At 48.5% G+C, this 13556-nt stretch carries 7 protein-coding genes; 5 read left to right on the top strand and 2 right to left on the bottom strand.

The genetic code is table 11. The features are described 5' to 3' along the window. Nucleotides 1–94 precede the first annotated feature (94 nt). Nucleotides 95–2425: a GH92 family glycosyl hydrolase gene (locus tag C7120_RS09900; RefSeq protein WP_107621539.1), complete on the top strand. Its 2331-nt coding sequence runs from the start codon at nt 95–97 to the stop codon at nt 2423–2425. Nucleotides 2426–2659: 234 nt separating this feature from the next. On the opposite strand, the gene C7120_RS09895 is transcribed toward C7120_RS09900, so the two are convergent. Beyond that, nucleotides 2660–4543, bottom strand: a complete 1884-nt coding sequence (locus tag C7120_RS09895) for a heavy metal translocating P-type ATPase (protein ID WP_107621538.1) — start codon at nt 4541–4543, stop codon at nt 2660–2662. 197 nt (nt 4544–4740) lie between these two features. Further along, entirely contained in the window at nt 4741–6042 is a 1302-nt protein-coding gene (locus C7120_RS09890; RefSeq protein ID WP_107621537.1) for a DUF3078 domain-containing protein, read from the bottom strand. 140 nt (nt 6043–6182) lie between these two features. Here C7120_RS09890 and C7120_RS09885 point away from each other — a divergent pair, with 140 nt between their 5' ends. Genes C7120_RS09885 through C7120_RS09870 form a run of 4 tightly spaced genes read left to right on the top strand, consistent with a single transcriptional unit; the run spans nt 6183 to nt 13550 of the window. Beyond that, complete coding sequence (locus C7120_RS09885; protein WP_107621536.1) at nt 6183–7787, top strand: CTP synthase; 1605 nt, start codon at nt 6183–6185, stop codon at nt 7785–7787. Nucleotides 7788–7790: 3 nt separating this feature from the next. Next, nucleotides 7791–9722 (top strand): membrane protein insertase YidC, encoded by a 1932-nt coding sequence (gene yidC, locus C7120_RS09880; protein WP_107621535.1) that lies wholly within the window; start codon nt 7791–7793, stop codon nt 9720–9722. Then, nucleotides 9712–11883, top strand: a complete 2172-nt coding sequence (locus tag C7120_RS09875; RefSeq protein WP_107621534.1) for a S9 family peptidase — start codon at nt 9712–9714, stop codon at nt 11881–11883. Before yidC ends, C7120_RS09875 begins: the two co-directional genes overlap by 11 nt. A 47-nt stretch (nt 11884–11930) precedes the next feature. Then, nucleotides 11931–13550, top strand: a complete 1620-nt coding sequence (locus C7120_RS09870; protein ID WP_107621533.1) for an MFS transporter — start codon at nt 11931–11933, stop codon at nt 13548–13550. Nucleotides 13551–13556: the final 6 nt, after the last annotated feature.

Here is a 13556-nt window from a genome sequence, read left to right as displayed (position 1 = left end):
ATACATCCCCAATGTCAACCAACATCGATGATACGGGCTGCGCCCCACTCGTTTCTGCCAGATACCCATATAACAACGAAAAACAACCACATCTATGAGCAAGAAAATCATCATTGCGACCCTATTGATTCTCAACAGCCTTAACCTCCACGCACAACAACCCGGAAGGCTGTCGGCCCATGTGAATCCCATGATCGGCACGGGGGGCATGGGGCATACCTTTCCCGGAGCATGCGCGCCGTTTGGCATCGTGCAGCTAAGTCCCGAGACCGATACCATCCCACACAACCTAAATGGCAAATACCAGCCGAAGGTCTATTCCTATTGCGCCGGCTATCAGTATGACGACACCTCGATCGTAGGATTCTCACACACGCACCTAAGCGGTACCGGACACAGCGACCTTGGCGACATCATGGTGATGCCGCAGACCGGAAAACTAATTTTGAATCCCGGCACCAAAGACAATCCCGATGCCGGCTATCGGTGCCGCTATTCACACTCCACCGAGAAAGCTTTCCCCGGATACTACGAAGTAACGCTAAGCGACAATCAGGTGCGCTGCCAGTTCACGGCCACTCCCCGGGTAGGAATTCACAAATACACATTCCCGGCAGGTACGGAGGCACGCCTTATCATCGACCTTCTGCATGGAATCTATAACTACGACGGCAAGGTTTTATGGAGCTCCCTGCGAGTGGAGAACGACACTTTGCTCACGGGCATGCGCCTGACAAATGGATGGTCGCGCGGCAACTATACCTATTTTGCCATCTCTCTCTCAAAGCCGATTAAGGACTATGGATATAAAGACATGAAAGAACCTTTATACAAAGGGTTCTGGAGGAAGTTCGACACTCATCACAATTTCCCGGAAATGGCAGGCCAAAGCATCGTAACTTACTTCAATTTTGAAAACGATGGGCAACCTATCGTCATGAAAGTAGCACTTTCCGGAGTAAGCACTAATGGCGCTTTAAAGAATTTGGAATCAGAAACCTGCGGGAAGTCATTCGAGCAAATCGTCAGAGAAACCAATGAGGCGTGGGAACGCGAATTAGGTGTCTTGGAGTGCAGAGGAACCGCAGATCAGAAAGTCATGCTCTACACCTCGTTCTATCACACCATGATCAACCCGTCGATTTACATGGATGTCGACCGCCAATACCGTGGCGTAGATGGCAATATACACATAGCAGAAGGATTCGACAACTATACGATTTTCTCCATTTGGGACACCTACCGCGCCGAACATCCGCTGCTCGGGCTGCTGAAGACCTCACGCAATACCGACATGGTCAAATCGATGATTAAACACCAGCAACAGGAACGACTTCACATGCTTCCGGTCTGGAGCCTTATGGGCAATGAGGGGTGGTGTATGACGGGCTATCACGCCGTAACCGTAGTTGCGGACGCACTTGTCAACGGCGCAAGCCTTAACGCGGAAGAAGCATTAAAAGCCATGGTGGAGACCTCAAACTGCAAGTATTTCCCCAGCGTGGAGAAGTATCGCAAGCTGGGCTATGCCCCCTATGACAAGGATGCCACCGCGGCTTCCAATACTCTGGAATACTCGCTTGACGACTTCACCATCTATGCGGCGGCACATAAGCTCGGCAACAAAACCATCGCAGACGAATATGCCAAGCGCGCCCTGTTCTATCGAAATACATTTGACCGAAAGGCCGGATTTGCCTCCCCCCGCTACGAAAATGGAAAGTTCAAGGAGAATCTGGACCCCTATCAGACCTACGACGAAGGCTTCATTGAGGGCAACTCCTGGAATTTCTCCTTCTCCGCACCGCAAGATGTCTATGGTCTGATGAATGAATTTGGCGGCGAAAAGATTTTCCAGAAGAAATTAGACCGGCTCTTCGAGATGAAGCTTCCTGCCAAATACTATGAAGACAACGAAGACATTGAGGCAGAATGCCTGGTCGGAGGCTATGTGCACGGCAATGAGCCAAGCCACCACATACCTTATTTATACGCGTGGACATCAGCTCCATGGAAGACACAGAAATGGATGCGCACCATCATGAACCAAATGTACAGGAACGATATACGAGGTCTGGGAGGAAACGACGACTGCGGTCAGATGTCGGCATGGTATCTTTTCTCTGCCATGGGCTTCTATCCGGTCTGCCCGGCTACCGGCCAATATGTACTTGGGGCACCCTACCTTCCCTATACTAAAGTAACACTTGAGAATGGGAAGGCGATAACCATCATCGCAAAAGATGTAAGCGACGAGAATCGTTATATAAAAAGCGTAAAGCTAAATGGCCGTCCTTACCGTAAACTTTATATCACCTATGAAGATTTGACGAAAGGGTGTACGATAGAATTCACGATGGGGAGCAAGCCAAACAAGAGCCGAGGCTTGGCCCCGGAAGACAAACCTTTCTCGCTGGGAAGATAAAAGACACAAGAAACGGGAAACGCGAAGGACTCTCTTTTAATTGCCGCTGGCCCTCGCCTTGTATACACAAGTCTGACAAATATCAGTGGTTGACAGTCCTTATTGTCCCACTACGATCTACAGGAAAGAGGCCCAAACGGCTCAAACAGCAGCCCATAAATCCATTAAGACCAAAGTGCTATAACACCGGGAATCCCCTTTTTCACTTTTGGAGAAAGGGGATTCCCGACTCGTCTATGCCCTCAACGCCCTCATTGCGTTGAGAACCGCCAAGACCATCACTCCCACATCGGCAAACACGGCCATGCCCATGGTTGCCAATCCGAAAGTTGCGAGAACGAGCACGGCCACCTTCACGGAAATGGCAAACACAACATTCTGGCGCGCGATACTGATTGTCCGGCGGGCAATTTTTATTGCTGTAGCCAACTTGGATGGCTTATCATCCATCAAAACCACATCGGCAGCCTCAATAGCAGCATCAGAGCCCAGGCCTCCCATGGCTATTCCCACATCCGCACGCGCCAAGACCGGAGCATCATTGATGCCGTCGCCGACAAAAGCGAGGCTCCTGCCGACCGGCTTTGACCGCAGGAGCTCCTCAACCTTAGAGACTTTTTCCGTCGGAAGCAGTCCTGCCTTATAATCATCAAGTCTAAGCCGGGCAGCAACGGAGGCAGCAACCTCCCGTCTGTCGCCGGTAAGCATCACCACTTTCTCCACCCCCAGCTCCTTCAGGCGGGCTATCGCTTCTTCGGCATCAGCCTTTACTTCGTCTGATATTACTATATGTCCGGCATATTCGCCATCAATGGAGACATGAATCGTCGTTCCCACCTGCTCCTTGCACTGCTCACACTCATGGATGCGGGCACCCGAGAAAGCCATCATCTTCGCATTCCCCACGCATACCAACTTTCCATTAACCCTGGCCCTGATGCCGTGTCCGGCAACTTCCTCGACATTCTCGACCGAGCATTTGTCCGGCTCGTCAGGATAAGCCTGGCGCAGAGCCGCGGCAATAGGATGAGTGGAATATCGCTCCACATGCGCTGACAGATGCAAGAGTTCAGTGCCTGAAATTCTTTCAGGATGCACGGCATTGACCGAGAAAATGCCCTTGGTAAGTGTCCCGGTCTTGTCGAACACCACGATTCCGGCCTTCGCAAGCGTTTCCATGTAATTTCCCCCCTTAACCAGTATTCCGCGGCGAGCGGCTCCGCCAATTCCCCCAAAAAAGGTAAGAGGCACCGAAATGACCAAGGCGCATGGACAGGAAACCACCAAGAAAGTCAATGCCCGATATAGCCAAACTGGGAAAGCCCCGGTATAACTGTCTGCAAAGAACGGAGGAATGAATGCCAACGCGAGGGCAAGAAATACCACAATGGGGGTATAAACACGGGCAAAACGGGTGATAAAGCTTTCGCTCTTCGACTTATTTTCCCCCGCATTCTCCACAAGGGCGATAATTTTAGAGGCCGTAGACTCATTGAAAATCTTAGTGGTCTTGACTTTAAGCATCCCGGAAATGTTTACACACCCTGATACGACCTCATCTTCCACGCCCACATCCCGAGGCAGGCTTTCGCCCGTCAAGGCAACTGTATTCAGACTCGAACGTCCCTCAACGACAACTCCATCCAAGGGAATCCGCTCTCCTGGACGAACTATGATGCGCTCTCCCACCCCGACCGTCTCCGGAGAAACCGATAGCACCTCGCCATCGCGTTCTACATTGGCTGTGTCAGGACGAATATCCATCAAGTCGGATATCGAGTCGCGGCTCTTGTCTTCGGCATAATCTTCAAACAATTCTCCTGTCTGAAAGAACAGCATTACAAATACCGCTTCGAGGTACTGGTTTTCCGCGCCAGGCAGAAAACCTATCAGCAACGCGCCCAAGGTAGCTATTGACATGAGAAAGTCCTCGTCGAAAGGGTCGCCCTCGCGTATACCCTCCCATGCCTCAGCCAATATGTCGTAGCTGATCAGCAAGTAAGGAACAAGATAAACCATGAGCATCTGCCACATCGGAAGATTCAAATTCTTCTCCACGAGCCACGCCCCGGAAAGGAGTATGGCTGTAATAATAATTCGCAATAGTTTCTTATTCATTCTGTTGTTTCATTCTTTTTTTCAGACGCAAAGATACGAAGTAAAAGATGCAACTCGGTTGCAAAGTTGCCGACACTCGCTCCTCGCTCCGCGAAAAGCCGCTAATTTGAGAGTAAAACAGCCTGAATTAGTAACTAAAACAGCCTGTTTTAGTCAGTAAAACAGGCTGTTTTAGTTTTCTCTTAACTATCAAGAGATTAGAAAGAATAAGAAAAACCTATCGACATATACTCCTTCAACTGCCAGTAACCATGATTATCAATGCGGGCGACACCGTCGTCGAACCGGGGATAGACAAACAGCTTGGTCGAAATCCACTTGTTGAACTGGAAAGTAAAGGTGTTCTCCCATTCCAGCTCCGCACGCTCATAAGTCGTATATCCATAAAATCGGGTCTTCCAACTGATGTTGTCGCTGAACTTCCAATTTAAGTCTATCGTGAACTGAGAACCGAAATCATGCAGTTGGTGCTTGTTCTCCTCTATGCCATAGCGGACAGCAAGGATGCTCCTATGTACATATTTAAAGTTATAAGCCAAAGGAGCAAGGTGGGCAGTTCCCGTAAGTCGCTTTTTCAACCACATGACATTATAGTCCATACCGAGGGAGATGTTCATCACGAAAGGCCCCATGAACTCGGTAGTAAGTTCGTCGGAATTACTCTTCCACTGTCTCACGAACTGGGTATAGCCCATAACCTGAGCTGTATAATACCATTTCTTCGAGGCCTGCAGGCCGAGCTTGCTGGTAAGTCGGAGCAAGTTCTCGCTGGTGCGGAAGCTGTGTTTTGTGTCCTCGCGCGATGTCTGGAAGCCGAGTTTCATTTCCAGGCGGTTGTCCCATTTCAGTTTCTGCTTATTATTATAGTCGGCATTTAAAGTTATCGATCCTACCATGGAATAGTTGCTCTCGCCGCCCTTATACCAGTTCGACGAGACATAATTCTGGAGGAATTGCAGATAATGGTCTCCCGTAAATGCCCAAAAGTTCGGCTTCAGGATTACCACATCCACTGGCGCGGCAACAGGTTCAATGGCCTTGGGGGCCACTTGATCTACAATTTCCGGCGCATGATCTATGTGAATGAGCTCCGCGTCGACGGTGCCCCCGATATCACTAAGCTGTGCCTCTGTCCTCACGACAAGATCCGGACGGGTCAAATAAAGGCCCAACATGGTCTTGTCGAGCGGGGTCGGAGTCTTGTCCAAGGAGAAGTTATTATGGGAAACGCTCTTATAAAAAGTCGGTGGAAGGAAAAGGGAATTATACTCTATGCCGGGCTTGGAATCACCCATCCTCTCTCGCAAAACCTGATACTTGGCAACCTGTGAAAGCGTTGGATCCGCAAGCAGGCTGTCTAACTTCCGCCGGAAACTATTGAGGGAATCCTCGTATTGGAACAAACGGACATGCTGTCTCCCCCTACCCAAAGAGGATTGTGCAGAAACGGTAAATACTCCAAGACACAGACTTAGAAGCAGTAAATATTTAAACTTCATATGATGAATTCAAAATAACGGCTACAAAGTTAAGAAAAAAATGGAAGAAAGCGCAAAAGCTCGGATTAAAAAACAGAAATAGCTTGTTCTTTTCATATTTTTATAGTATCTTTGCAACCTGAATTAAACATTTAAATATTGTGGCAGAAACAAAGTATATCTTCGTTACGGGCGGAGTGGTTTCGTCTCTTGGCAAGGGAATCATTTCCTCCTCTATTGGTAAGTTGCTTCAAGCAAGGGGCTATAATATTACCATTCAGAAATTCGACCCGTATATCAATATCGACCCGGGCACGCTGAACCCTTATGAACACGGCGAATGTTATGTTACGGTGGACGGCATGGAAACCGACTTGGACCTTGGGCACTATGAGCGCTTTACGGGCATTCAGACCACCAAAGCAAACTCCATGACGACAGGGCGGATATATAAAAGCGTCATTGACAAGGAGCGCCGTGGAGATTATCTCGGCAAAACGATCCAGGTGGTCCCACATATTACAGACGAAATCAAGCGTAATATTAAACTGCTTGGACAGAAATATCATTACGATTTTGTGATTACCGAGATTGGCGGAACAATCGGAGATATTGAGAGCGCGCCTTTCATGGAAGCCATCCGACAAATGAAATGGGAACTAGGAAAGAACGCCGTCAATGTGCATCTCACTTATGTTCCTTATCTCAAGGCCGCTGGTGAATTGAAAACAAAACCCACTCAGCACAGTGTCAAGGAACTGCAAAGTGTCGGCATTCAACCAGACATACTGATTCTCCGGACTGAAAAGCATCTTGAGGAGAATCTCCGCCGTAAAGTCGCGGCATTCTGTAATGTGGATTTTGACTGTGTCATCCAGAGCGAAGACCTCCCCAGCATCTATGAGGTGCCCGTGAACATGCAGGACCAAGGCCTTGATGCGGCCATTCTTAGAAAGATGGGAGAGCCTATTGGCCCCACTCCGGGGTTAGGCCCGTGGAAAGCCTTTCTTGAAAGAAGGAAGAAAGCATCAGAGATTGTCAATATCGGATTGGTTGGGAAATACGATCTGCAAGACGCCTACAAGAGTATTCGAGAGAGTCTTTCACATGCCGCGACCTATAATGACCACAAGGTGAAGATCACCTATGTGAATTCTGAGGAGATAACAGAAGAGAATGTCGCGGAAAAACTCAAAGGCCAGGATGGAGTTGTCATATGTCCGGGATTCGGTCAGCGAGGTATAGAAGGGAAAATCGTTGCTGCCCACTACACCCGCACTCATGATATCCCGACATTTGGCATATGTCTCGGAATGCAAATGATGGTTATTGAATTTGCCCGAAATGTACTTGGATACCTGGATGCGAACTCCCGAGAGATGGACGAAAAGACTCCGCACAATGTCATCGATATCATGGAGGAACAGAAAAACATCACGAATATGGGAGGAACCATGCGCCTTGGCCAATATGAATGCATGTTGAAACAAGGATCGAGGGTCTTTGACATTTATAAGAAAGAAAGCGTTCGGGAGCGCCATCGCCATCGTTATGAATTCAATAGCAACTATGAGCAAGAGTTCGAGCGCAACGGCATGATGTGTGTAGGCCATAACCCGGAAAGTGATTTAGTGGAAATCGTTGAGATTCCCGGGCTAAAATGGTATATTGGGACACAGTTCCATCCGGAATATCAGAGCACGGTGCTGAAGCCACACCCGCTTTTCGTAAACTTCGTTGAAACAGCTATAAGGAATCATAAATAGGATATGGACAAAAATACGATTATCGGCATCATTCTGATAGCCGTAATACTGATAGGATTCAGCTGGTGGAACCAGCCTTCCGAAGAAGAAGTCAAAGCGCAACAGGAACAGTTGGCAAAAGAAAAAGCAGCAAAAGCTCAAGCTGAGAAGACAGCACAGTTCAAAGCGAAACAGCAGCAAAAGACCAGAGAAAAAGTAGAAGAAGATACCACCGCGCTTTTTCATCATGCACTGAAAGGGACTGCCCAAGACATTGTTCTCAAGAATGGGAAAGTGGAACTTACCTTAAGCACGAAGGGGGCTACAGTTGAAAAAGCCATCATCAAGAACTATATTTCCCATGAGAAAACCATCAAGACAAAAAGTAATGATGATGACAAAATGGATGTAACCCTTTTCGATGAGAAAGAACAATCCCTGAATTATACCTTTGCGACAAAGGAAGCCAACATATCTACACAAGATTTGTTCTTCCAGCCATCAGAAGTAACAGATACGACGGTTCTCTTTACTGCCAAAACTGGTACCGATAAAACAATCCAACTAAAATATGTGCTCGGCAAAGACTACATGCTTCATATGAAGATGAGCATTAACAATATGGGCGATTTGTTTGCTCCGAGCACATCGATGATGTTTGTAGACTGGTATGACAAATGTCGTCAGCAGGAAAAAGGGTTTACATTTGAAAACCGCTATGCTACCCTCACCTATCATAAGGCTGCCGGCGGTACTGATTACCTAAGTGAGACATCAGAGAAAGTTGACGAGGTGATTGATGATAAAATTGACTGGGTTGCGTTTAAGAACCAATTCTTCTCGGCAGTAATGATAGCCAAGAACGACTTTGCAGAAAAGTCGCTCATGACATCAATTCCGCAAGAAAAGGAATCAGGGTATTTAAAGAGCTATCGGGCCAAGATGAATGCCTTCTTCGATCCGAGCGGAAAGATTCCGTCTGAATTTGATTTCTATTACGGTCCCAACGATTTCCGCCTACTGCAAAAGATTGAAAACGAAAGCACATTTGGGAAAGACTTACAAATGCAACGCCTGGTTTATCTGGGCTGGCCATTGTTCCGCATCATCAACCGCTGGTTTACCATCTATGTTTTTGACTGGTTAAGCAGGATTTTCCCGATGGGCGTTGTGCTCATTCTAATCACGCTGTTGCTCAAGGCCATCACCTACCCAATGGTCAAGAAGAGCTACATGAGCTCTGCCAAAATGCGCGTCTTGAAGCCGAAACTCGATGAGGCGACAAGTCAATATAACAAGCCCGAAGATCAGATGCAGAAACAACAAGCAATGATGAGTGAATATGCCAAATATGGAGTTTCGCCATTAAGCGGTTGTCTGCCCATGCTGATTCAGATGCCAATCTGGATTGCCATGTTCAACTTTGTGCCTAACGCAATCCAACTGCGCGGACAAAGCTTCCTGTGGATGACGGATCTGAGCACTTACGACCCTGTTTTCGAGTGGGGAAAGAATATTCCGCTGATTGGAGACCATCTAAGTCTTACCTGCATTCTTTTCTGCATTGCCCAAATTCTTTATTCTTGGATGACAATGCGGCAGCAAAAAGACCAGATGGTTGGTGCTCAGGCTGACCAGATGAAGATGATGCAATGGATGATGTATTTAATGCCCTTGATGTTCTTCTTCATCTTCAATGATTATTCTTCCGGCCTCAACTTCTATTATTTCATAAGTCTTTTCTTCAGTGCCGCTATCATGTGGATTCTTCGCAAAACAACAAATGACGAAAAACTGCTGGCTATCTTAGAGACTAAATATAAGGAAAACCAGAACAATCCACAGAAGATGAAGGGACTCGCGGCGAGAATGCAGGCCATGCAGCAACAGCAGCTTGACATGCAGAAGAAAAGAGAGGAACTCGAACGCAAAAAGAACAAGCTTTATGGCAAATAAAATTATAACGCTGTTTGCGGTTCTCACATTGGGCTGCAACAGCATGCAAGCACAGACAATGATAGGCAAAAACAACATTAAGCTCTCGTCGGACCTTATGTCTCCGGAAGCTTTGTGGGCAATGGGAAGAATTGGCGGGGCACAAGTTTCGCCAGATGGGAAACAGGTGGTCTATCAGGTTTCCTATTACAGCGTAAAGGAAAACAGAAGCCATACCATGCTTTTCGTCCAGTCAACTAAGACTGGGAAACAAATTGCCAAGCCGACACAGCTTACTGCAGACGCAGAGAACGAGACAGATGCCGCATGGATTGAAGGCGGGCAAAAGATTGCCTTCCTCCGCGGAGGACAGCTCTGGAAGATGAATCCGGACGGAACCGACAGAGTAAAACTCTCCTCCTCCAAGATTGACATTGAGGGTTTCAAGTTCTCTCCCGATGGAAAACGGGCGCTTCTTATCAAAAGTCTGGAATACCATCAATCCATCCAAAAGAATCCGGAAGACCTCCCGAAAGCAACGGGCAGAGTCGTTACCGACCTCAACTACCGCCATTGGGATCATTATGTAGAATCGGTATCGCATCCCTTTATTGCCGAGGTTTCAGGAAGCAATGTCGGCGATGGAACCGATATCCTTGATGGAGAGCCTTATGAATCCCCCATGGCTCCATTCGGAGGTATAGAACAGCTTGATTGGAGCAGAGATTCCAAACAAGTGGCATACACCTGCAGGAAGAAGACCGGTGTCGACTACGCCATATCCACGGATGCTGACATTTACCTATATGATATAGAAACCAAGACCACGAGGAATCTTTGCAAGCCGGAAAACTATGTCGAGCCAGAGATCAATCCCACCAAGAGCATGCGGAATCAGGCCGTAAATCACCAGCATGGTGATATGAATGTGGGCTATGATGTCAATCCCAAGTTCTCGCCCGATGGCCAATATATAGCCTGGCAGAGCATGGCCCGCAATGGATACGAGAGCGATCGCAACCGCCTGTGTATCTATAACCTGTCTACCGGAGAAAAGAAATATGTAACGGAGAGTTTCGATTCCAATGTCGACGACTACTGCTGGGACAACGATTCCAAGTCTTTATATTTCATAGGAGTATGGCATGCGGTGGAAATGGTTTACCGGACCAACCTGAATGGCGAAGTAAAACAACTCACTGACGGCTGGTATGACTATGGCTCCGTACAAGTATTAGGTAACACCAAGCAGCTGCTTGTTGCCCGCCATTCATATCTGCACCCGGATGATCTCTTTGTGTTAACGCCCAATAAGAAAGAAAAGAAATCGGAGGTCATACAGATTACGGATGAGAACAAACACATTTTTGACCAGCTCGCAACTCCTGCCATACAGCAACGCTGGGTTAAGACGACAGACGGGAAGCAGGAACTCGTCTGGATTATCCTCCCGCCCCATTTTGACGCAAATAAGAAATATCCGGCCCTGCTCTTCTGCGAAGGCGGACCGCAAAGCCCTGTCTCACAGTTCTGGAGCTATCGTTGGAACATGTCGATCATGGCGGCACACGGCTATGTGGTAGTCGCCCCCAACCGCAGAGGTCTTCCGGGATTCGGAATGGAATGGAACGAAGCCGTCAGCCAAGACTGGACCGGACAGTGCATGAACGACTATCTGTCGGCCATTGACGATGCTGCCGCAAACCTCCCGTTCATTGACAAGGATCGCCTGGGGGCGGTGGGTGCCTCTTTCGGCGGCTTCTCGGTCTATTATCTTGCCGGACATCATGACAAGCGCTTCAAATGCTTTATCGCCCACGACGGTGCGTTCAACCTCGAATCGATGTATACTGATACAGAAGAGGCGTGGTTCTCCAATTGGGAATACGACGATGCCTATTGGAACAAAGACCTGACCGAGGCAGCAAGGCGCACCTATGAGAACTCTCCTCACAAGGCTGTCGACAAGTGGGACACCCCTATCCTGTGCATTCATGGGGAAAAGGATTACCGTATCAATGCCAATCAAGGCTTCGGAGCCTTTAATGCCGCCCGCATGAGAGGCATTCCTGCCGAACTCCTCATCTATCCGGACGAGAACCACTGGGTGTTAAAGCCCCAGAACGGCATCCTGTGGCAGCGCACATTCTTCAACTGGCTTGACCGTTGGCTGAAGAAATAGATTGCAAGGACAAGGACTCATCGTTTGAGAGAATAAAACATATAAATATGACTGAACAAATTAAAAAAACACTGAGAGACTCGGCGGCCCTGCGTTGGACGGCCCTCCTCCTTCTGGCATTGGCAATGTTTTGTGCCTACATCTTTATGGATATACTCTCTCCCATCAAAGACCTGATGCTGAGTGAGCGTGGGTGGAGCTCTACGGCATTTGGCACGATGCAAGGGGCGGAAACATTTCTGAATGTCTTTGTGTTCTTCCTGATCTTCGCAGGCATTATCCTCGACAAGATGGGCGTGCGCTTTACGGCCCTGCTTTCCGGCGCGGTGATGCTCGCAGGGGCACTCATCAAGTATTATGCCATCAGCGACAGCTTTATAGGCAGCGGACTTGAGGCCTGGTTTACAGACAATCTCAACCATATTCCCGTATTCGAGCAGCTGGGGGTCTCTCCGTTCTATGAGGGCATGCCTGCTTCCGCCAAGCTCGCAGCCTGCGGGTTTATGATTTTCGGCTGCGGTGTAGAGATGGGAGGCATCACGGTATCCCGCGGAATTGTCAAATGGTTCAAGGGCCGCGAAATGGCGTTGGCCATGGGCTCAGAGATGGCGTTGGCCCGTCTGGGCGTAGCCACCTGCATGATATTCTCACCCTTCTTCGCTAAGCTGGGCGGTAACATCGATGTATCCCGCTCTGTAGCATTCGGTGTCGTCTTGTTGTGCATAGCCCTGATCATGTTTATTGTCTACTTCTTCATGGACAAGAAACTGGACGCCCAGACCGGCGAGGCCGAAGAGAAAGACGGGCCGTTTAAAATCAGCGATATCGGCCAGATTCTCACCAGCAGCGGGTTCTGGCTGGTCTCCCTGCTCTGCGTGCTTTACTATTCGGCCATATTCCCCTTCCAGAAATATGCCGTAAACATGCTGCAATGCAACCTTACATTCACGGAAATACCCGCGGATTCTTTCTGGAATTCCACCTCTATAACTATTATCCAGTATGTAATCATGCTCGTCGTGGCGGCAACAGCTTTCATGTTTAACTTCATGAAAAACAAGACGACGAAGTACAGCATACTGTGTCTTTCGGTCCTGGCACTCATCACCTATTGCTATATGGGCTACATGCGCCAGTCGGCAGAATCCATTTTTGCAGTATTCCCCTTGCTCGCCGTAGGCATTACTCCGATTCTCGGCAACTATGTCGATCATAAAGGCAAGGCGGCCTCCATGCTCGTATTAGGCTCGCTGTTGTTAATTGCGTGCCATCTCACATTCGCTTTTGTCCTGCCGGCTTTCAAAGGCAGCCAAATCGGTGGTGTTGTCGTCGCCTATCTGACGATCTTGGTACTTGGCGCATCGTTCTCGCTGGTTCCCGCCTCCTTGTGGCCAAGCGTGCCTAAACTCGTAGACGCGAAGGTAATCGGGTCGGCCTATGCCCTTATCTTCTGGATTCAGAATATAGGCCTGTGGCTATTCCCGCTATTGATTGGCAAAGTCTTGGACAAGACCAATCCGGGCGTAACGGATGCTACTCAGCTCGACTACACGGCTCCCTTGATCATGCTTGCCAGCCTTGGCGTCGCCGCATTGATTATCGGGCTGATTCTCAAGGCCGTGGACAAAAAGAAGGAACTTGGCCTCGAAGAGCCGAACATTAAGTAGTTCATC

This window comes from Prevotella sp. oral taxon 376 (assembly GCF_003043945.1).
In the GTDB taxonomy this organism is placed as follows: domain Bacteria; phylum Bacteroidota; class Bacteroidia; order Bacteroidales; family Bacteroidaceae; genus Prevotella.
The sequence above is the reverse complement of the archived record's forward strand: the minus strand, read 5'-3'. Positions and strand labels throughout refer to the sequence as shown.

Bases quoted from the DNA above. Each gene is read 5' to 3' on its own strand.
- C7120_RS09900 (WP_107621539.1), top strand. From the start codon at position 95: ATGAGCAAGAAAATCATCATTGCGACCCTATTGATTCTCAACAGCCTT.
- C7120_RS09895 (WP_107621538.1), bottom strand. From the start codon at position 4,543: ATGAATAAGAAACTATTGCGAATTATTATTACAGCCATACTCCTTTCC.
- C7120_RS09890 (WP_107621537.1), bottom strand. From the start codon at position 6,042: ATGAAGTTTAAATATTTACTGCTTCTAAGTCTGTGTCTTGGAGTATTT.
- yidC (WP_107621535.1), top strand. From the start codon at position 7,791: ATGGACAAAAATACGATTATCGGCATCATTCTGATAGCCGTAATACTG.
- C7120_RS09875 (WP_107621534.1), top strand. From the start codon at position 9,712: ATGGCAAATAAAATTATAACGCTGTTTGCGGTTCTCACATTGGGCTGC.
- C7120_RS09870 (WP_107621533.1), top strand. From the start codon at position 11,931: ATGACTGAACAAATTAAAAAAACACTGAGAGACTCGGCGGCCCTGCGT.